General features: G+C 26.9%; 23 protein-coding genes and 2 tRNA genes. 15 read left to right on the plus strand and 10 right to left on the minus strand.

What is annotated here, in order from left to right; genetic code table 4:
• Positions 1-44: 44 nt before the first annotated feature.
• On the plus strand, positions 45-950 hold the full coding sequence (locus JS510_RS00380; RefSeq protein ID WP_205517405.1) for an MSC_0882 family membrane protein: 906 nt from the start codon (positions 45-47) through the stop codon (positions 948-950).
• 109 nt (positions 951-1,059) lie between these two features.
• Entirely contained in the window at positions 1,060-1,608 is a 549-nt protein-coding gene (locus JS510_RS00385) for a DJ-1/PfpI family protein (RefSeq protein WP_205517407.1), read from the plus strand.
• A 92-nt stretch (positions 1,609-1,700) separates the two neighbouring features.
• Here the strand turns inward: JS510_RS00385 and rpmB are convergent, their stop codons facing one another.
• The 9 genes from rpmB to JS510_RS00430 form a co-directional block, all read right to left on the minus strand.
• On the minus strand, positions 1,701-1,901 hold the full coding sequence (rpmB, locus tag JS510_RS00390; protein ID WP_205517409.1) for a 50S ribosomal protein L28: 201 nt from the start codon (positions 1,899-1,901) through the stop codon (positions 1,701-1,703).
• Between the two features lie 121 nt (positions 1,902-2,022).
• The gene (locus JS510_RS00395; RefSeq protein ID WP_205517410.1) at positions 2,023-2,946 is read right to left on the minus strand and encodes an NAD(P)/FAD-dependent oxidoreductase; all 924 of its coding nucleotides are present in this window, start codon (positions 2,944-2,946) and stop codon (positions 2,023-2,025) included.
• 1 nt (position 2,947) lies between these two features.
• Positions 2,948-3,913 (minus strand): prolipoprotein diacylglyceryl transferase, encoded by a 966-nt coding sequence (gene lgt / locus JS510_RS00400; RefSeq protein ID WP_205517411.1) that lies wholly within the window; start codon positions 3,911-3,913, stop codon positions 2,948-2,950.
• Entirely contained in the window at positions 3,906-4,862 is a 957-nt protein-coding gene (gene hprK / locus JS510_RS00405) for an HPr(Ser) kinase/phosphatase (protein WP_205517412.1), read from the minus strand. The genes lgt and hprK overlap by 8 nt, the downstream gene beginning before the upstream one ends.
• Positions 4,863-4,959: 97 nt before the next feature.
• Positions 4,960-5,373, minus strand: a complete 414-nt coding sequence (locus tag JS510_RS00410; RefSeq protein ID WP_205517413.1) for a hypothetical protein — start codon at positions 5,371-5,373, stop codon at positions 4,960-4,962.
• Positions 5,374-5,386: 13 nt separating this feature from the next.
• Entirely contained in the window at positions 5,387-6,247 is an 861-nt protein-coding gene (gene ylqF / locus JS510_RS00415; RefSeq protein ID WP_205517414.1) for a ribosome biogenesis GTPase YlqF, read from the minus strand.
• Positions 6,234-6,479 carry an MAG0865 family DivIVA-related protein gene (locus tag JS510_RS00420; RefSeq protein WP_205517415.1) on the minus strand — a complete coding sequence of 82 codons (246 nt, stop codon included), beginning with the start codon at positions 6,477-6,479 and terminating at the stop codon, positions 6,234-6,236. The genes ylqF and JS510_RS00420 overlap by 14 nt, the downstream gene beginning before the upstream one ends.
• A gap of 19 nt (positions 6,480-6,498) precedes the next feature.
• Complete coding sequence (locus tag JS510_RS00425) at positions 6,499-7,218, minus strand: TrmH family RNA methyltransferase (protein WP_205517416.1); 720 nt, start codon at positions 7,216-7,218, stop codon at positions 6,499-6,501.
• Positions 7,206-7,736, minus strand: a complete 531-nt coding sequence (locus tag JS510_RS00430; RefSeq protein WP_205517417.1) for a tRNA (cytidine(34)-2'-O)-methyltransferase — start codon at positions 7,734-7,736, stop codon at positions 7,206-7,208. The genes JS510_RS00425 and JS510_RS00430 overlap by 13 nt, the downstream gene beginning before the upstream one ends.
• A gap of 180 nt (positions 7,737-7,916) precedes the next feature.
• Here JS510_RS00430 and JS510_RS00435 point away from each other — a divergent pair, with 180 nt between their 5' ends.
• On the plus strand, positions 7,917-8,897 hold the full coding sequence (locus JS510_RS00435; RefSeq protein WP_205517418.1) for a lipoate--protein ligase: 981 nt from the start codon (positions 7,917-7,919) through the stop codon (positions 8,895-8,897).
• Positions 8,898-8,921: 24 nt separating this feature from the next.
• Here JS510_RS00435 and JS510_RS00440 read toward each other — a convergent pair whose 3' ends face one another.
• The gene (locus JS510_RS00440; protein WP_205517419.1) at positions 8,922-9,911 is read right to left on the minus strand and encodes a glycosyltransferase family 2 protein; all 990 of its coding nucleotides are present in this window, start codon (positions 9,909-9,911) and stop codon (positions 8,922-8,924) included.
• A gap of 318 nt (positions 9,912-10,229) precedes the next feature.
• Between JS510_RS00440 and JS510_RS00445 the strand changes: the two genes are divergently transcribed.
• From JS510_RS00445 to JS510_RS00500, 12 genes are all read left to right on the plus strand, one after another.
• Positions 10,230-10,306: transfer RNA gene (locus JS510_RS00445), tRNA-Arg, on the plus strand.
• Positions 10,307-10,352: 46 nt separating this feature from the next.
• Positions 10,353-10,428 (plus strand) — tRNA-Arg (locus JS510_RS00450).
• A 128-nt stretch (positions 10,429-10,556) separates the two neighbouring features.
• On the plus strand, positions 10,557-11,777 hold the full coding sequence (locus JS510_RS00455) for an AAA family ATPase (RefSeq protein WP_205517420.1): 1,221 nt from the start codon (positions 10,557-10,559) through the stop codon (positions 11,775-11,777).
• 1 nt (position 11,778) lies between these two features.
• A complete protein-coding gene (pheS, locus tag JS510_RS00460; protein WP_205517421.1) occupies positions 11,779-12,747 on the plus strand; it encodes a phenylalanine--tRNA ligase subunit alpha in 969 nt (322 codons plus the stop codon).
• On the plus strand, positions 12,737-13,396 hold the full coding sequence (locus JS510_RS00465; RefSeq protein ID WP_205517422.1) for a uracil-DNA glycosylase: 660 nt from the start codon (positions 12,737-12,739) through the stop codon (positions 13,394-13,396). The genes pheS and JS510_RS00465 overlap by 11 nt, the downstream gene beginning before the upstream one ends.
• Before the next feature lie 2 nt (positions 13,397-13,398).
• Complete coding sequence (locus tag JS510_RS00470) at positions 13,399-15,576, plus strand: phenylalanine--tRNA ligase subunit beta (RefSeq protein ID WP_205517423.1); 2,178 nt, start codon at positions 13,399-13,401, stop codon at positions 15,574-15,576.
• A gap of 16 nt (positions 15,577-15,592) precedes the next feature.
• Positions 15,593-16,855, plus strand: coding sequence for a serine hydroxymethyltransferase (gene glyA, locus JS510_RS00475; RefSeq protein ID WP_205517424.1), 1,263 nt, complete (start codon positions 15,593-15,595; stop codon positions 16,853-16,855).
• A 23-nt stretch (positions 16,856-16,878) separates the two neighbouring features.
• Positions 16,879-17,820 (plus strand): prolyl aminopeptidase, encoded by a 942-nt coding sequence (gene pip / locus JS510_RS00480; protein WP_232840944.1) that lies wholly within the window; start codon positions 16,879-16,881, stop codon positions 17,818-17,820.
• A 19-nt stretch (positions 17,821-17,839) separates the two neighbouring features.
• The gene (locus JS510_RS00485) at positions 17,840-18,994 is read left to right on the plus strand and encodes an aminotransferase class V-fold PLP-dependent enzyme (RefSeq protein ID WP_205517426.1); all 1,155 of its coding nucleotides are present in this window, start codon (positions 17,840-17,842) and stop codon (positions 18,992-18,994) included.
• Complete coding sequence (locus JS510_RS00490) at positions 18,984-19,409, plus strand: iron-sulfur cluster assembly scaffold protein (protein ID WP_223656087.1); 426 nt, start codon at positions 18,984-18,986, stop codon at positions 19,407-19,409. The genes JS510_RS00485 and JS510_RS00490 overlap by 11 nt, the downstream gene beginning before the upstream one ends.
• Positions 19,399-20,637: a Y-family DNA polymerase gene (locus JS510_RS00495; protein ID WP_205517427.1), complete on the plus strand. Its 1,239-nt coding sequence runs from the start codon at positions 19,399-19,401 to the stop codon at positions 20,635-20,637. Before JS510_RS00490 ends, JS510_RS00495 begins: the two co-directional genes overlap by 11 nt.
• A 10-nt stretch (positions 20,638-20,647) precedes the next feature.
• Complete coding sequence (locus JS510_RS00500) at positions 20,648-21,745, plus strand: nicotinate-nucleotide adenylyltransferase (protein WP_205517428.1); 1,098 nt, start codon at positions 20,648-20,650, stop codon at positions 21,743-21,745.
• Position 21,746 lies beyond the last annotated feature (1 nt).

The following is a 21,746-nucleotide window of genomic DNA, read 5'->3' on the forward strand; positions in this document are numbered from 1 at the left end:
TTAAATTAAATTATAATAATTATAATTAAATAACTAGGAGAAGCATGAAATTTAGACCCATACAAAATAATCAAACAATTGAGATAGTTCAATCAAATCGTGAGTTGGATTTTGGCAAAGATAAAGAAAAAATACATCAAGATCCAAAGCGCCAATTTTCACCAAGAATTTACAAGGTTATTAGAAGTGAAAAAATTTTAAAAATATCACTAATGATGATTTCTTTTATAATTATGATTTCTTCTATTGTTGCTTTTTTCCTTGTTTATTTTAAGGTTCCACCTTTTAATACTAGCGGTAAGCCTTTAACGGGATATTTAATTCTTTTTGGCATTTTAATATTTTTTTCATTTGTATCTGGTCTTAAAAATTCAATTGAAAATTTACGCTGAACTCACACTATTCAAAGATATAGAGATGCTATTTCAACAGGCGATTATACTTCAAGTGCTACATTCCACATAGTATATAAAAAAATAATTTTAAAAGATATTAACTTGTTATGAATGCTTATATTTATTATTACTTATCAAGGATTATTTACATTAATTATTTTTGGTTTTTATAAATCAGGAGCATGAGTTGCTGGAAGCAAAAATGGAGCCTTTTATATTAATTTAGATTGACCAACATGGCTTGATTTAAGTTTTAAAAATACAGAATTTTTCTGTTTAATAAGCTTAATTATTATGGTTAGTCTAGTTGTTAGTTATATTTTTATAAAGATTTTTGATAGCAAAAGGCTAAATGATATAAGCGACTTTTTGGGCGAGAGATCAGTAGAAGTTCAAGATCAAATCGATAAAGCAAAAAAAGATCGCAACAAAATGTGGCTCAGAATTTATCTTGTTGTAGTTGTTCTTACAATTTTTCTTCCATTGGCTTTATTATTAGTGGCTATGTGAAGAGGAATCATCAGAAGAAAGAAGAAAGTGATCGCAGCTGCTTAAATAATTAATTTATAGGTTTAAAGGTATAAATATTTTTAAGATATTAAGAAAAATAAATTAATTTAAGTGTGAATTTCTAGTTTGTTTTTTAAAATAAAAGAGGAAAAAAATGAAATTACTTGTTTTAGTTCATAATAGATTTAATGATACAGAACTTGCTTCAGTGCTTAGCACATTTGAAAAGTCAGGCGAATTTGATGAATTTACATTTTATAATCCTAATTATATTAAGGCTCAAGGACAACACGGAATAATAAATTTATCACTTGAAAATGATTTTGATTTTAAATCATTTGATGCAATTTTTATACCAGGTGGAGCAGGAGCGAAAGAATTAAGAAATGATAAAATTTCTTTGGAATTAATTAAGAAATTCAAGAATGATAACAAATATATTTTTGCGATTTGCGATGCTCCTAATGTGTTGTATGAAAACGGCATAATTGATGACAATATGCCCTATAGTTCTTTTCCAATAGAGTCGATTGACAGTAATTCTGGTAAATTAAGAAATGAAGAACTTGCAACATGCCATGAAAAAATATTTACGGGCAAAAGTGCCGCTAGTTCAATTACATTTGCATTATTAATCATTAAAAAATTATTTGGTGATTATAAGTATGAAACACTTAAAAAAGCTCTTTTTGGTGACAGATAATGAATTTATAATGAAGCTATTAATTAGCTTCTTTTTTATTTTAAAAAAATAAAATCCTCTAAGGAGGATTATTAATATTATTATTTGACTAATTAAACAGAAAGGATACCTTTACGCTTTAGAGTCTTGATTGTCTTAGCACTAACTTTTAATGTTGTTGGAGTGCCATTGCTATTTGTGATTGTAATTTTTTGTAAGTTAACGTTAAATTTACGTTTTGTTGCAATCATTGAATGTGAGCGGAGGTTACCAGATAAAGGGCCTCTGTTACTTAGTTGGTCTCTTCTTGCCATATTTTTTACTCCCTTCTTAATTAAAATAGTACTATTATAAAAGAAATTAAGTTTGTACTTTTCTATTTTATCATTTAAGTTAAATTTTAAAAATAATTAAATAAATTTATAATGAAATAAATTATTTAAGTTTGTTTCAGATCGCTTTAGCAGCAATTGCACCATCACTTGCGGCAGTTATTATTTGTCTTACTTCTTTACTTCTAATATCACCAGCAGCATAAATACCAGGAATATTTGTTTCCATATTTTTGTCTGTGCTTATATATCCATTTTCATTAGCTATATTTAAATTTTTAATAAAACTTGTTGTTGGAATAAAACCGATCATTGGGAAAAGCGAATCACATTTTTCAGTTGTAATTTTTCCATTATGGTTTATTAAATCGACAGATTCAAGAAATTCATGGCCATTTAATGATTTTATATAAGTATTTTTTAAGATTCTAATTTTAGGCTCACTAATTACTTTTTGAACTGTTAATTCATCAGCATAAAATTTATCACTTCTTGTAATTAAAGTTATATTTTCACTAAAACTTGTTAGATATAAAGCCTCTTCGAATGCTGAGTTTCCATCGCCTAGAACAAAAATTGTTTTGCCTCTGTATAAAGGACCATCGCATACACCACAATAATTAATTCCTTTTTTGTCAAAAAGTTCAAAGTTTTCTATGTCATTAGGTTTTCTATTGATTAAACCAGTCGCAATAATTATAGTTTTGCTTAAAATAGTAGAACCATTTTTTAAAATAATTTCTTTTCTATTATCGCTTATGTTATTGATGTCTTCAACTTCTGCACTTTTAAACTCTGCGCCGAAGGCAACAGCATGGTTAAATAAATTGTCAGCAAGTTCATATCCTTTGATATTCTTTATGCCTAATCAATTTTCAACTTCAGCAGTTGCATTGATTTTTCCTCCAGGGACTTCTTTTTCCAATAAGATTGTTTTAAGGCCACTTCTGGAAGAATATAAAGCTGCATTCAATCCTGCAGGGCCAGCTCCAATAATGGCTACATCATATATTATTTCATTTTGCATATTAAGTAATTACCTTTGTAATTGGTTTTGATTTTTTAGTTTTAAATCTTGTTTTTTCTATTCATGCAATGTATTGTTCTGGGTGAGCATATTGATAAATAAATCTATATTTTCTCCACTCTCTTAAGTAGTGTACAGGATTTAAGAATTGGAAGAAAATAAAGCCTAAGAAACCGCCTATTAGGAACAGAATTGCTGCAACTAAATAAATTGAATACTTTTCTTGTCTTAAGGGCTCCATTGACATACGAACAACTCCATATCATACGAAGTATAAAGGAGCGTTTGCACCAGGTTTAAGTAAACCAAATAGATTTATAATTCATACAAGAATCATGTATCCAATTAGGTTTGCTATTCCCTCATATAGGAAGAGAGGATATCTATATCCAGTGCCAATACTATCTTTTATGAACATGTTTGAAGCAAAATTTTTACCAAAAATTAATGAACCAGTTCCACTTCAATCAATTCTGCCGTAAACTTCATGGTTTGCATAGTTTCCTCAACGACCGATAACTTGTCCAATTAAAATAGTTGGAATAATTATGTCGCAAGCTTTTCTAATATCAATTTTGTCTCTTTTTGTGTATGCATATATTAAATCGACAATAACAGCTAAGGCTACACCGCCTTGAATACTTAAACCACCCTCTCAGATTTTGTACCAACTTGACCAATCATAATTGGGACTATATATTGCATTTTCAACAAGCAATCATAAACGAGCGCCAAAAATGGCTGATGGAATAGTTAGAAAAATTAACATTAGAAGTATGTTAATATCATATCTTGCTCTTTTTCAAAAAATTAAACAAGTTAATATTGAAGCAATCATACCAAACATCATTGTTAATGAATAAGTGTGAACTGGTAGAGAACCAATATGAAAGAGCGTGTGTGCTTGATTTGCAAGCACAGGTGATTCAGGTATTCAAACTCCTGAATTAACCATTATATTATTCATTGATATCTCCTTTCATTTTAGATATTTTTAGTTGACGTTCAGTTAACAAGCTTAAAGCATTAAATCCTTCTCTTTTTGATAAGTAAGCAATAACTGCAGCTTCAATTAATGATGATACAGAAGCGCCAACTTTAACAGGGACTTGGACCTTTTGTATCTTGCCACCAAGAATTGGATAGTACATAATTCTATCTCCAAGACGATCTAACTTATTATATTCAATATTTGCATTTTCAACTAATTCAACACAAAGATTTATCACCGTTCCGCGCATTATTGATTTAATTCCATAAGTTTGCAAAATGTTAATTAAACCAGTTCCGCGCATTTCAAGTAAATCTTTTGTAACATATGGTGCATAACCAAAGAAATTGGCTCCGATATGTTTGACAAGAACAGCATCATCAGCAACAAATAAATGTCCTCTTTGAATAAGTTCATGAGTAGCTTCCGATTTACCTGAACCAGATTTACCAATAATAAGAACACCAATTCCATGTATTGATAACAAGCATCCATGAACTTGTGTTTCTTCTGAGTAAAAATCACTTAAATATGTGCCAATTGTGGAAGTGATTTTTGAGGTACTTTTATCAGCTATGTAAAGAGGAATTTTAAATTCATTACATACTTCTAAAATTGTATTATGATGCATGCTCAAAACACCTTTTGACAAAATAACCATTGGAGGTTTAACTGATAAAATTCTTCTTAAAGTTTCTCTAAATTTCTTTTTTGTAAGAGATTTAAAATAAATCGATTCTTTAGTTCCTCAACAAACAACGTTGCCAGAGTAGCGTTTGTTTTTTGATATTCCTGAGATTTCTAAACCAAGTCTATGAATAGCTGGATATTTAATAGTTCGATACTCAATATTTTCATTTTTGTTTACTAATTGAATATCAAATTTTCTTATAACTTCTGAAACATTAATAGTTTTATTACTCATTGGTTAAGATCCTTAACTAAACAAATTTTTTATGTTAATATTTTACATTTAATTAAAATAAATATAAAGCAATTTTGAAAAGCTTTATATTCTTGATTTATAAATTAGTTTTTTCAATTTCATCCACTTGTTCTGCAAAATAATTTGGATATCTTTTGCAACTTAACTTAACATATTTTTTGGTGTATTTCAGGGCCAATTCTTTATTATTTGCATCGATAGCATTCAATGCTTTATGTAAAATTATCTTTACTAACAAATATCATGATAAGATAGCTAAAATTATTGCAAAAAATATATTTGAAAATATGAAAACACCTAAAACATTTTCGCCTCTTCTATATGGGAAGCTTAATAGCCAATTTATTATACAAACCAATACAATAATCATTATCATCAAAGGGACAATTCCTTTAAAAGCCATTGACACACTTTGTCTCATAGTTCGTTTATTCATGTTAATAACTTTGTATCAAACATCTACTTTTTCTTTTAATGTATGTTTTGTCAATGTTGCTCCTTAATTAGTCAAATGTGACATTTTTTAAATTTTTTATTCAATTTATAAAGAAAGTATAAGTTCTATCAAAATCAGGTTTATTTTTTTTCTTAAAACCTTTTAAATCAGCTATTTTAGTCAAAATATTGTAAATCTTTGCATCATCTAAATTTTGTAAATATTCAATGTCAATATTAAACTCTTGAGAAATTTTTTCTGGGTAATAATCAACCATAACAGAAAGAAAATTAGAAAAAAGCATCTTGGGTTCAAATATTTTTGTTTCAATTGAACCAATCATAGCCAATTTTGTGGCTGCATATTGATCATTTAATTTTGGTAATAATATTCCAGGGGTATCCATAAAGAAAAAATTATCAACAGAGGTTCATTTTTTTTCTCTAGTAACACCAGGGAAATTAGCGACCTTTAAACTTTTTTTATTAAGCATCAAATTTATTAAAGTGCTTTTACCAGCATTTGGTATTCCAAGCACAAATGTTTTAATTTTAGAGTTAATTAATCCTTTAGCTTTATCTCTTTCAACTTTTGAAGCTGATAATTTTTTGATTTTATTTAAAATTATCTTTCTATTATTTGTTTTTCTTAAATCTAATCATAATAGATTTGAGTTACCAAATCTTTTTTCAATTAATTGCTTTTTTGATAAGTCCATTAGGTCACTTTTTGTAATAATAAAAAGTCTTGGTTTTTGTGGGGCAATTTGATCAAAATCTTCGTTATAACTACTTATTGGGCATCTAGCATCAAGAACGATTATAAAAATATCTGCTAAAACAGCGTTTTGTTTGATTTCCTTCATAGCTTTTGCCATGTGGCCAGGATATCAATTAATAAGCTGTGTGTCTTTATTATTTTTCAGCATATCTTTTTGAATTTTTTAACAAAATATTTTCGTTTTGAAGTTCTGTTATTTCGTTTTGATGTCTTGAAATAGTTTTTCTAATTTCATCATTTAAAATATCATTGTTTTTTTCTAATTCCAATATGTAATCATAGATATTATTTAAAAATTCATTGACTTCTGGCACTGAATAGCCATTTAGCTCTCGCGAAAATTTAATGTTCTTTATTCTATCTTTAATTTCCAAATTCATGCTACTCTCCCACTTTTTATTATTTGTTATAAATTTTACATAAAATTATACCTGCTGCTACAGCTACATTTAAACTTTCGAAATCTATAGGTATATATATTTTTTTATCACTAATGTTTAAAATTTCTTGCCTTATACCTTTGCCTTCGTTTCCTAAAATAACTATAATATTGTTATTTTCAAAAATTACTTTTTTGAATTCAACTGCTTCTTGATCTAACACAGTTGCATATGTTTTGTATCCTTTTTTCTTGTATTCATTAATAATTTCAACCGGATTTTTATAATTAATTAAATTTACTTTAAATATTGCTCCTTGGCTTGATCTAACTATTTTTTCATTGTAAAAATTAACATTTGAAATAATTGTGTCAAAACCAAAAGCTAGTGAGCTTCTAATTATAGTTCCTACATTTCCAGGATCTTGCACATCATCTAAAAAAACAACTTTATTAATTGGTCTAATCAATGAATCTTTTTTGATACATAGTGCAACAATTCCTTCAGGAGTTTTTGTAGATGTTATGCTGTTTAAAACATTTTCTGTAATTATTATTGATTTTTCATATATTACTTTTTTATAGTTAATTTCATAAATTTCTTTAACTAAATTTGCTTTTATTGCTTCCTCAACTAAATGATAACCTTCTATTAAAAAATACTCTTTCTCTTTTCCAGATTTAACTTTCTTTAAAAATTTAATTTTTTCATTATTGACGCTAGATATTATTGTTTTCATTCTTTAAGAAAATCTTTTCCTTTTTGAACTTCAAATTTTGATAAATCTAAAAAGTTGAGTTGTCTCATTATTTCATAGCCAACAATAGCTACTGTGTTGGCTAAATTAATACTGCGCATGGCGCTAACCATAGGTATTCTTAAGCATCTATCAATATTATTTTGGAGTATTCTCTTATCAATTCCTGTTGATTCTCTTCCAAACATAACTCATATTTCTTTATCTATTTTATAGTCATTATAGTAAGAAATTTCAGTATAAATTTTCTGCCCATATCTTGTTAGATAATATATTTTTTTGTCACCATATTTTTTATAAAAGTCATCATATGATGAGTGAACTTCATGTTGAATATCACTAAGAAGTCTATTAGCAGCAGCCCTAGCCATGTGTTTAGGATCTAAGTCAAATGAAATAGGTTTTATAATATGAAGTTTTGCTCCTAGAGCATAACAAGTCCTAATTATATTAGCTGTGTTAGGTGGTATTTCTGGTTGGTATAAAACTATGTTAAGCATTTTTCTCCTTTATACTACATAGTTATTTTATAGTATTAATTGTCTTTTTTAGGTTTTCATTATAAATTTTGATCAAATTATATTTTCTTATTGATATTAAATGCACATCAATTGGAATTAAGAATTTATATTTTTTAGTAAAAAAGCAATATAATAAAATTGTTAATTTTTGGGGGAAAAATGAAAATATTTGTAATTAAAACTAACGAACCATATGAAACATTAGCATATGAAAATATTATTATGAATGATAAAGATATAACTGGAGATGTTCTTGTTTTATATCAACACAGAAAGTCAATTATTATTGGAAACAATCAAAATGCCTTTGAAGAAATAAATAGGGAATATGTAAAAGAAAATGATATTTTAGTCCAAAGAAGAAAATCTGGTGGGGGAGCAGTTTACCATGACATTGATAATTTAAATTTTAGTTTTATTTCTGATAAATCAAGCAACAATAGTTATCAAAAATTTTTGAGACCAATTTTGAATTTTTTAACTTCTTTAGGCCTTCAAACGGAATTTCACGGACGCAATGACATTTTGGCAAATGGTTGCAAAATAAGTGGTAATGCACAATATATATCTGGAGATAGAATAGTATCTCATGGAACATTATTGTTTGATGTAGATATGACAAATTTAGCGAAAGCTCTTAACCCAAACAAAATTAAATTCGAATCAAAAGGCATAAAGTCCGTTAGAGCTAGAGTAGCAAATATTAATGATCTTTTAGAGAACAAAATGACAGTTGACGAGTTTAGAAATGCGCTCGTTGATTATTTTGTGAAGAATGAAAATTCTACATTAGAAGAAATACCATATGCTAAGTATGAAAAACAATTCAAGGAAGTAAGCGAATTATTTAAATCTGATAAATGAAACTATGATAGAGCAGCTAATTTCACATATTCAAATGTTGAAAAATTCCCCGGCGGTTTAATTAAGGTGTATGGTGAAATCAAAGATGCTAGAATTGTTAATCTAATTTTCACAGGTGATTTTCTAAGTAAAAAAGATGTTAGAGAAATTGAACCATTGTTCAAATCAGTTCGTTATAATGAGGAATCTATTTTAGAAATTCTTGATAAAATTGATATCGAATCATATTTTGGAACAATAACTAAAGAAGAATTAATTAAAATTATTCTTGGTTAAAAAAGCCGCCAATATAGGCAGCTTTTATTTATATTTTCTTAATGCATTTTGATAAATAATTTTTGAAATTCCAGATAACTTATTTTTTGCTTTTTCGTCTATTTTATAAGTATTCTTGAATTTTTTAATTTTAAATGAACAATATTTTATAAACTCTTTTATTTGATCATGTTTAACCATTTTATTTAATCCATAATATGTTAAATAAATACAAATAATAAATAAATTTTTAAGTTCAAGCAGTTGATATTCATTTTCTAGTAAATTAAATTTAATAATGTGTAAAAATGTTTGTGAATATGCATTATACACTTTATCAATTCTCTCTTTTCAATCAATAATTCTGCTTGATAATGAATTTTTTCTCATTTGATAAGTGAACAACTTTTTATTTAAAAATTTGTGTTTTGGGTTAGACAGAAACAAAAGATATGTCATTCTTATATCTTCATAATCATGCTCACTAAAGCGAATATTATATTTCTCACAAATATTTAAATAGTATTCTTTTTTAATTAATCTGCCTCACGCAAATAAAGGATTGTGTAAGAAAAAATCTTTTGGATCATCAACATCATAATTTTTAAAATAGGGAAAATTAGGAAGCGGAACTCTTATGTTTTTTGCAATTTCAAAACAATACACAGCTTTTGAAGAAACTATATCATAATCTTTATCAAGTGAATTAACAAATTCTTCAATTGTCTTTGGACTCATTTTGTCATCATCATCTATAAAAACAAAATAATCGCCAGTAGCCTTCTGAATTAAAAAATCTCTATTAAATCCCAGACCAACGTGTTGATTATAGTCTTGCAAATCATACACTTTTATTCTTTTATCTTTTTGAGCTCAATCGTGCAAAATTTTTAAAGTGTTATCTGTGGAATAATCATTCAAAACAATTATTTCTAAATTAGGATATTTGTTTTTTACAACACTTTTTAATGAAAAATAACTTAATTTTTCAATATTATGGCATGGAATTAAAACACTTATTTTTAATTTAGTCATATCCAACATATATGTTCCAACTTTCGTAATTTAATTGTAAATATTATACATTTAAAAATTTTATAGTTTTAATGTCCATAAAATTTAACAGTTAAATTATATGTTTTTCTTATTTTTAAAATTTATGAAAAACACTATAAAACAATCATTTATGTTAGAGCACTTAAATTTTTAACATAATTATTGAATCTAAAAGTATTTATATTTTTTGGTTATTGAAAAAGCTTTTTTATATTTTTTTAATACTTTTTTTTACAGGCATTTAATTAAATTTATTCTTATTAATTTTTAATAATGTATTATAATTTTTTTACAAATGGTCGCGTAGCTCAGTAGGATAGAGCACAAGCCTTCTAAGCTTGTTGTCAGAGGTTCGAATCCTCTCGTGATCGCCATTTTTTTTATTCATTTTCAAAATATAATATTAAAATAGAATTAGACGTTCGCATAGCTCATCAGGTAGAGCACAAGCCTCCTAAGCTTGGGGTGATGGGTTCAATTCCCGTTGCGAACGCCATTTTTTTATTATTTTTTTAATAATTCACAAAATTGTACTTTTTATATAAAAAGCACATTTTTTAGGAATTTTTAATTTTTGTTAATTTATATTAACTTTTTAATATAAAAACATTAAAATTAATTAATATGAAAAATCTTGCAAATGAATTAAGACCTAAAACTTTGAATGATATTATTGGACAAAAGCAAACTATTAAATTATTAAAAAAAGTTGCAGAAAAGAAAATACACACAAGTTTTATATTTTTTGGTGAATCTGGAACTGGCAAAACATCAACCTCTGTATCATTAGCAAATGATATTGGTTTAAAATATGATTATTTTAATGCGTCTATTAATAGTAAAAATGAACTAATTAAATTATTAAACGAGAATGAGATATTAATAATTGATGAAATTCATAGACTTAATAAAGACAAGCAAGATATATTACTTTCATATTTAGAATTTGACAAAATAATTGTTTATGCAACAACTACTGAAAACCCTTATTTTAGGATAAATCCTGCATTAAGAAGCAGGATGCAAATATTACAATTTACTAAACTTAGTGAAGAAGAAATGTTTGAAGGTATTAAATACAATTTAACAAAACATTTTAACAATATTGATATGGATGAAACTACAATAAAATCTTTTGTTAAATTATCAAATGGCGACTATAGATCTTGCTTGAACAACTTACAAATGTTAGTTTTAATGAACAAAAACAAAAAGATAACAATTGAAGATATAAAATTAATTGTTCCTAATGTGACTTTTTATAGTGATGCAAACTCGTCTTCCCATTATAACAACCTATCAGCTTTTCATAAATCTTTGAGAGGTTCTGATATTGATGCTGCATTTTATTATGGGGCAATTATTATGAAAAATGGCGATTATCAAGGTCTTTTTAGAAGACTTATAGCTTGCGCATATGAAGATGTGGGATTCGCAGAACCGCTTTTACCCACTAGGGTTCAAAATGCTTTAAATGCTGTTGAAACACTAGGGTTTCCAGAAGCCAGATTACCTTTATATTATGCAATTGCTTCTGTTGCGTTGGCGCCAAAAAGCAATTCTATTTATAAGGCTATTATGAATATTGAGAGTTTTGTGGACGCAGGAAATATTTATGAAGTTCCAAAAAAATTAAGGGATGGGCATTATTCTTCAGCAACAAAACTAGGAGATTCTATAGGATATAAGTATCCTCATGATTTTCCATATAGTTGAGTAAAACAGACTTATTTGCCAAAGGAAATATCCGATAAAGAATTTTTTGAATTATCACAAAATGATATTGAAAAGATTAAAAAATATTTTTTAACTATTAAAGAATGAAATAAAGATAAGGAGAAATAATATGGATAGCAATAATATAAAATGAGAAGAAATTAAGACATTTGAACAATATAAAAAGCTTAAAAATATGCTTTCATCTCCAGAAAGTGAAATAGAAAAACTTAAGGCAAAAATTAAGACATCTAGTCCACAAGAGAGAAAAGAAATAGGGATAAAAATAAGTGAATTAAAGAATTTTTATAATTTAAAATTTGCTGAAATAGAAAAAAGAATCGAAGATGAAAAAAATAATGAAATTATAAACAATGAATTTGTTGATGTTACTAAACCGATTAAGCAGTTCGGTTCATTGCACCCAATTACAATTGTCGAACAAAGACTTAGAGATTGATTTACTCAGAATGGTTATTACGAAACAATAGGCGGAGAAATTATTGATAATGAATACAATTTTAATCGCTTAAATATTCCTGATGATCACCCTGCTAGAGCAATGCACGACTCATTATATATTAATAAAGAGTTATTGCTTAGAACTCATAATACTGGTATAACAGCTTATGAATTAGAAATTAATGCCAATAAGAATATAAACATTTTTGCTATTGGGAAAGTTTATCGTAATGATGAAGATGATGCTACTCATTCGCATCAATTTACACAATTAGATTTTGTTAGTGTTGGAACTAGTATAAGTTTTCCTAATTTAATTTGAACCTTAAAATCATTGCTTTCTTATGTCTTGGAAGAAGAAATTGAAGTTCGTTTACGTCCTAGTTATTTTCCTTTTACTGAACCTAGTGTTGAAGTTGACATTAATTACAAAGGAAAATGGATGGAAGTTCTTGGTGCAGGCATGCTTCATCCTGTTGTTATGAAAAAAGCTGGCTATGATGATAAAAAATTTAATGGTTTTGCAGCTGGCATAGGTATCGAAAGACTTGTGATGATTAAGTATGGAATTAGGGATATTAGACATCTATACAAGAATGATTTAAGGGCTCTGCTTCAATTTAAAAATGAAAAATAAATTTAAAAATTTTCTTGATAATGAGTCAAAAAAAGACTATTTTATAGAGTTATTTAAAAAAATAGCAAATGAAAGAAAAACAAATAATGTCTTTCCTGATGATAATTTAATTTTTGAGTCATTAAATTATTGTGAACCTGAAGATATTAAGTTGATTATTTTAGGACAGGATCCTTATTACACTAAAGGATATGCAGATGGTCTAGCATTTAGTTCAGCTATTGATAAATGTCCAAAAAGTTTATCTAACATAATTAAAGAACTTAAAAAAGATTATCCAATGTCAATCATAAATACTTATAGTTTAAAATCATGAGCAAAAAATGGCGTTTTACTTTTAAATACAATTTTGACAGTTAATGAAAATAAACCAAAGAGTCATGCAAACTTCGGGTGAGAAATTTTTGTCAAAAACTTACTAAGTTTCATTTTGAAAGTTAACAAAAAAGCTATTTTTGGTATATGAGGTAATGAAGCTTTAAAAGTAGTTAAGAATATTGTTGACTCAGAAAGAATTATTTATTTATCACATCCATCTCCATTTTCATATGATAAAGGTCGCAATAGTTTCAAAGATTCAAGTTTTTTTAAGAAAGTTAATGAAAAATTAGAAAATGATCCAATTAATTTTGATATTAGAAAGGAATAAATATGATTATTTCACTTAGAGAATTAAATAAATATTTACCTAACATTAAGCTTGATACAACAGTAGAAAAGGCAATTAATAATTTAGGATATGAAGTTGAATATATAACCAAATTTAGCGATGTTTCAGGAGTTCAATTTGGAAAAATTATTGATGTTCAAAAAAATGTTAACAGTAAAAATTTAAGTATTGTTTCATTACAATTAAAGGACAAAATAATTACAATTCAAACTACAGCAAAAAATGCTAAAAAGGGTTATTTTACAGTTGTTTTTGTTGAAGGTTCTAAAAAAGGAGATTTAACTTTTTCTAAAAAAGAAATAGCTGGAGTTGTATCAGAAGGAATGTTTGCCGGATATTCAGAACTTGGTTTCGATTCTTCATTATTACCTTTTGATCCCGAAGGAATAATATTACTTGATAAACAAGATGTTTCTTTAGAAAAAGATCCTATTGAGGCGTTTGAACTAGATGACTATATTATTGATATAACAACACCTGCTAATAGACCAGAAACAAATTCATATTATATTTTAGCTATGGAACTTGCTGCATATTACAAAACAGATTTTAAGTGATATAACTTGAAACCTAAAGATGGATATAATTTTCGATCAAAGTTAAGAGTTTCTAAGCAGGAAGCTAACGAATTAACGTTTGTTGAAGCAAAAGTAAATAATTCAAAAACTAGTTTAAGTGATATTTTATTTCTTGCAAAACATAAAATTTCTGCAAAGGGAATATATCCAGTTGATTTAACAAATATAACAATTTTGGTAACTGGAATGCCTGCTCATGCTTATGATAAAGATAAAATTAGTGGAACAATTTCTTGTGTAAATTACACAGGAAAAGTTAATATTTTAGGAAATAAAGATGTAGAAGTTAAAGATGTTTTAGCCATCACAGATGCTAAAAAAGTAATTTCATTAGCTTCAGTTATGGGTTGCGAAGAATCTTCGATTGATGAAAAAAGTTCAAACATTATTTTTGAAGTGGGTGTTTTCAATTCTAAAAAAATTAGAGAAGCAGCAAGACAAATTAAAATTGAATCTAATTCATCAACACAAGGCGGAAAATCTTTAAATTCACAAATTGCATATACAGGAATTTCATTTTTAAAATATAGAGCATCTTTAGATGGGAATTTAGTAAGTCAAATTGTCAATATTCCAAAGGTTAAAAAAGGCAGATCTGTTATTCAAAGTAGAAGAAAATTAGCAATATACTCAAATCGTGAATTCAAAGATTTAGATGAATTTGATGATGTTGAAAAAACATTAAAGAAAATTGGTTTTTCAATGGACAAAAATAGAGTGATAGCTCCATCATATAGGAATGATATTGAAAATTATGAAGATGTAATTGAAGAATATTTTAGATTTTATGGCTATGATAATTTTAAGCCTATTGCACCATTTTTAAAGCCTTATGAAGTTAATCGTTTAAGCGATAAAAAAGGTCATTTACAGTCAATGGGTTATAATGAAATAAGAACTTTTACTTTAATTAGCAATCAATTAAATATTTTGAATCCATTTAATTTTGAAGAAAATGTTCAATTGATGACTTTTGTTTCTAAAGAAAGAGAGGTTATAAGAAATTCAATAATTACATCTATGCTTGAATCAGCTGATTATAATATTAAAAGAAAAATTAACAATTTATCACTGTTTGAATATGGAATGATAAATTATAATAATTTTGTTTATGGTTTATTATCAAATCAAAAAGATTTCTTTGAAATGAAACAGGATATTTGTAACTTCTTAAAAACAGATAAACTTGAATTTTTACCTTTTAAAGATAATGAAAATATTCATCCTAATGTTTCTGCTAAAATTTACCACAATAACAATTTTATAGGATGAATAGGAAAAGTAAACCCAAAAATAGGCTCAACTGAATTTTGAGTAGCTGAATTTAAAGATATTTATAAACCATCTCAAATAACATTTAATGAATACAATTCTGATCCGCTTAAAAATATAGATCTAACTTTTGAATTAAATTCTCACGATAATATTAATTCAAAAATTAAGGAAATTGAGCAAGTAAGTGATTCGTTCTTTGTTCAGCAAATTGATGATTACAAACACGGAAATAAAAGAAATGTCACATTAAGAATAACTGGAACAAGTGAACAAATCGAAAAAATTAATAATAAATTTAATAAATAATATGGAGGAAATTTTTATGTACAAGAAAGTTAAATTATTTGATAAAGAAATTGAAAAAGCAATCAATAAAGAAATAAAGAGACAAAATTTACATATAGAATTAATTGCCTCAGAAAACTATGTAAGTAATGATGTGCTAAATGCTACAGGTAGTGTTTTAACAAATAAATATGGAGAAGGATATCCTGAAAAAAGATACTATGGTGGTTGTGAAAATGTTGATGTTGTTGAAACATTAGCTATAGAAAGACTTAAGAAATTATTTGGTGTTAAGTATGCTAATGTTCAACCATATTCAGGCTCAGTTGCTAATGCAGCTGCTCTTGCATCAGTTGCTAATCAAGGGGACAAAATTATGGGTCTAGCGCTTTCTTCTGGCGGACACCTTTCTCATGGTTACAAAATTAGTTTTAGTGGTATTTTTTATGAATCAGTAACTTACACAGTTGACGAAAACGGTTTTTTGAATTATGATGAAATTAAAAAAATTGCTATTAAAGAAAAACCAAAAGTAATTATCTGTGGATATTCTGCTTATCAAAGAATTGTAGATTTTAAAAAATTTAGAGAAATAGCAGATGCTTGCGGCGCCAAATTAATGGCTGATATTGCTCATATTGCAGGTTTAATTGTTGCTGGTGTTCATCCTTCTCCTGTTGGTTATGCCGACATTATTACATCGACCACACACAAAACATTGCGTGGTGCTCGTGGTGGTGTAATAATGACAAATGACGATGAAATTGCTAAAAAAATTGCTAGATGAGTATTCCCAGGATATCAAGGGGGGCCATTATTTCATTCTATAGCTGGCAAAGCAGTTGCTTTTTATGAAGCGCTTAAACCAGAATTTAAAGAATATGCCAGAAATATAGTAAAAAATGCCAAATCATTTGCAGAATCGTTCATTAAAAGAGGAGCATCAATAGTATCGGGAGGCACAGATAATCACTTATTTACATTAAATGTTAATAAATCTTATGGAATTACTGGTTTAGAAGCAGAGAAAATACTTGAAAAATTCAACATAGCAGTTAATAAAAATACAATTCCTTTTGATACCCTTTCACCTGCTGTTACTTCTGGTATTAGAATGGGTGCGGCAGCTATGACATCTAGAAATTTCACAAAATGGGATGAATTAGCCTCAATAATAGATGAAATTTTAAGAAATTACGCCTATATTAAATCTAAAAAATATTCAAAAGATAGATTAAAAGAATTAAAAAACCAAATAATAGAATTAACAAAAGAATTTCCAATTATTTCTAATTATTAATATTGACAATAATGGAGGTCATTATGGGTAAATTATTTCCTAATATCCAACCATATGAAAAAGGCTATTTAAGAACAAGAGATAATTTGCATGAAATTTATTATGAAATATTAGGCAACCCTAATGGTTTTCCTGTCCTTTATGTTCATGGCGGACCTGGTGCTGGAGCAAGCAAAGATAATAGAAGAATTTTTGACCCTAAATTCTATAAAATAGTTATTTTTGATCAAAGAGGATGTGGCGAAAGTAAGCCATCAATGTCGCTAGAAAATAATACTACATGGCATTTAGTTGATGATATTGAATTAATTAGAGAACATTGTAATATTGATAAATGAATATTACTTGGTGGATCATGAGGAACTACATTATCTCTTTGCTATGCTATTAAATATCCAAATAGAGTTAGAACAATGGTGTTACGTGGAGTATTTTTAGCCAGAAAAAAAGATTTATTAGAACTTTATCAAGAAGGAACTAGTTATTTTAATCCCATAGACTTTCAAAGATATATTTCTCTTGTTCCTGAAAAGTATAGAAATGATGTAATTTCTTATTATCACTATATGATGCACGAGGGTAATGAGAAATTAAAAGAAAAAGCATTAATTGAATGAGCTAGATGAGAATCAGTAAATTCAAAAATTAACAAACCAGAGTTTAAAACTGATGATTTAAAATCAATCTTTGAAATAGCATTAATAGAAAATCATTACTTTTTTAATAATTGTTTTTTTGAAGAAAATTACATATTGAATAATGTTGATAAAATAAAAAACATTCAAACCTATATAATTCATGGTGCACATGATCTTATTTGTTGACCTGAAGGTGCATATTTGTTACATAAGCAGCTTAATAATTCAGAGTTGAATTTCATAAATGAAGCAGGTCATTCACAATGGGAAGATAAAATTTTGTCCAAAATAATTGATATATTTGAGAATTTAAAAAAACATTTATAAGGTTGTAAATAAGAATAATATGGAAAATTTAAAAAAATATTTTGCTCTTTCAAAGAAAATTACTTATCTAGATAATGCTGCTTTAACATTAAAACCACAGAGCTCAATAGAAGCTTTGAACAATTTTTATACAAATTATTCAATTAGTTCCAGAACTAGAGACACACCTATAGGGATAAAAGTGAATGAGGAAATTAGTTCATTAAGAAAAAATATTGCTAATTTAATTAACTCTAAACCAGAAGAAGTAATTTTTACATCAGGCACAACTGATTCTATAAATAAGTGTGCAGCCATGCTTAAGAAAATATTAAAAAAAGATCATGAATTATTACTTAGTGCTTATAATCACTCTTCAAATATAACTCCATGAATAAAATTAGCAGATGAATTAAATGTAACTATTAAAATAGTTGACGATAATTTAATTGATAGTATAAATAGCAAGACAAAAATTATTGCTTTTTCTCAACTTAGTAACAATTACAACATTAAATATGACATGGAGAAAATATACAAAAAAGCAAATGAAATAGGTGCAATCGTAATAAATGATGCAGCTCAAGCTATAGTGTATGAACCTGTTAACTTTTATAATAGTCATATAGTTGTTTTTAGTTCAAATAAATTTTATGGGCCAACTGGTTTTGGGGCATTAATAATTAAAGAAAATTTACTTAAACACTTAAAACCTTCTACATTTGGCGGCGGATCCACATTGTCTATAGATTCTAATAATAATTGTTATTTTCAAAATGGAATTGAAGCATTTGAACCTGGGACACCAAATTTATCTGCAATATTTATGTTCAACGAATCATTAAATTTTTTTAAGAATAAGATAGGGTATGATTTAACTAAGAAAAAAATAGAAAAACTTAGTTCATATGCATATGAAAAATTATCTAAATTAGAAAATATTGAATTGTATACATCAAAAAACTCACATATAATTTTGTTCAATGTTAAAGGTATTAATGCTCAAGATGTGGCCCATTATTTAGGGACTAAAAATATTTATGTCAGGGCTGGATTATTTTGTGCTTTATACTTAAAAAATATCAAGTCTGTGAATTCATATGTAAGGATTTCATTAGCTGTTTATAATGATGAAGAAGATATTGATAACTTAGTTAAAGAACTTGAAAAAGGGGGAGATTTCCTTGTCTTATAATTTTGAAGAAAAAAGAAACATAATAATGAACCATTATTTAAAACCAAATAATAGGAAAGAAGTTAATGAAAAGAAAATTGTTTCTTTTAGTAACTCATGTGGTGATGAGTTAGTTGCAGATTATTCAATTGAAGATGGAGTTTTAAAAGATATTCATTTCATGGGAAGCGGATGTGCATATTTTGTATCTTCATCAGATATGTTATGTGATTATTTAAAAGGACGCAGAGTTTCTGAATGTATCTTTTTAATAGATGAATTTGAAAAAATAATTCATTCAAAAGAATCCACAAATGAAATGGAAAAAATGGGTGAATTAAATGTCTTTTTAAATGTTAAAAAACATTCAAATAGGTTAGATTGTGTTCAAATGCTATCAAAACCACTTAAAGAAAAGCTACAAAATGAAGGATAGTAGAATAATATTTCATATAGATTTTGACTCATATTTTGTTAGTGCCCATAGGTCTAAAAATACAAATTTAAAGAATTGGCCTGTAGCTGTTTCTAAGGATTTAGATAATTCAATTTGCACAAGTATTTCTTATGAACTTAAAAATTTAGGAATCAAAGTTGGTTGGCCAAAATACATGATAATAAAAAAGGCTCCTAAAACTATTTTTGTAAAGCCAGATTTTACACTTTACACAACAATTTCAAATAATATTTTTGACTATTTATCTAAAAAATATACTAAAAATATTGAAGTTTCATCAATTGATGAATGCTGAATGGATGTTACTGATGTTTTGAAAGGTTTAGATCCAGTTGTATTTGCTAGAAAAATACAATATGATGTTTTAAAAAAATTTGACATACCTATATCAATTGGTATTTCACATACTAAATGAGCAGCTAAAATTTCATCAGATTTAGCAAAACCATTTGGTGTCAAATATGTAAATACACAATCTGAATTAGAAAATTATATTTGACCATTAGATATAATTGATTACTATGGCATAGGTGAGAAAACTGCAATAAGGTTAAGAAAAATTGGCATAAAGACAATTTCTAATCTTGCAAGATCCAGTGCTCTAGATGTTGATCTTTATAAAATTTTTAAATCTAGACTGAAAAATTATATAGATGAGGCAAACGGTAATGGGAGCGACAAACTCGAATATTCACATAATGAGTTAAAGAATATTGGTCATGAATTGACTTTCGCAAAATATAATATTGATGATAGACATGAAATACACAAAATTATCAAAGATTTAGTTATTAAGGTTTGCCATAGAGCAAAAAATAGGAATATTATTGGTAGCACCTTAACTATTGTTATTAAAAATACAACTAAATCATGGACATCTAAACAAAAAAAGATAAGTAAGCCTTCTAATGATGAAAATTTTATTTACAACAGTGCAATAAATTTATTTGATGAATATTGAAATGAACAACCAATTAAAGGTGTTGGAGTTCGTTTAACAAATTTGATAGATGAATTTAATTATTATAAACAGCTATCAATTTTTGAAAATGATCATGAAAAATCTCAAAAAATAGCAGTAAATGACATTATAAATCATATAAATTTAAACCAAGAAAAGGAAATTTTAAAAACTGGGTATCAAGTTTTAAGAGAAAAAACAAAAAAATCAATTCAAAATAGATTTTTAGAAGAAGACGTTCATTAAAGGGAGAAAAATGAAAATAGGATTATTTGGTGGGTCTTTTAACCCTGTTCACAATGGACATATAAAAATTGCTGAATATGCTTATAAAAATATAGGTTTAGACAAAATTTATTTTATACCAACAGCAGTCAGCCCATTTAAAAAGAATAATAAAGTTGCTAAGAATGAAGATAGAGTTAACATGTTGGAGTTAGCGCTTGAAGATTCTAAAATGAATTATGAAGTTTCTCATTTTGAACTTAAGCGTGGGGGTGTGAGTTACACATTTGAAACAATAAGATACTTTAAACAAAAATTCCCAAATGATGAATTATTTTTTATTATGGGATCAGATCTTTTACCTAAATTTCACAAATGAGAATATGTTGATGAAATGACACAAAAATGTAAGTTTGTCGTTTATAAAAGAACAAAAAATATTAACAAAATTAATGTAAAAAAATTTAATTTATTGTTAATGAACAATCCTATTACAAATGAATCTTCAACAGACATTCGTTCAGGACAGTTAAATCAAACTTGTTTAAAAGTTAACCAATATATTGGAAATAATTTTTTGTATGCTAATGAAATTATTCACTCAATATTAAGCGCTAGACGTGCTAAACATTGTGTTGCTACAGCTGAATTTGCAGCAAAATTAGCTAAAAGTTTTAAATATGATGCAAAAATTGCTTATTATGCAGGATTATTTCATGATATATGTAAAGAAATGAATGAAGATTCTTTTAGGAATTTTTTAGGTCAATTTTACTTTGATATAAATGATAAAAATAAATATCCTTTTCACAAGTTGCACCAAATGGCAGGAGCTCATTGAGTCAGAGACATATATATGAATGAGAATAAAGATATTTTTAATGCCATTTATATTCATACAACTTTATCGCCTGAGCTTAGTGTTCTTGATAAAATAATATTTATAGCTGATAAGATTTGTGATGGAAGAGCATTTGATGGAGTTCAAAAACTAAGAAAAATTGCTTTAGAAAATTTTGATGAAGGTTTTAAAGAAGTTGTCCGCAGAACTTATCATTATAATTTGGAAAAAGGTGTCAAATTCACAATTGAACAATTAAATGTTTATAATAAATGAATGAAAGATTAAA

The organism is Mycoplasma tauri, from assembly GCF_016925555.1.
GTDB lineage: Bacteria > Bacillota_I > Bacilli_A > Mycoplasmatales > Metamycoplasmataceae > Mycoplasmopsis > Mycoplasmopsis tauri.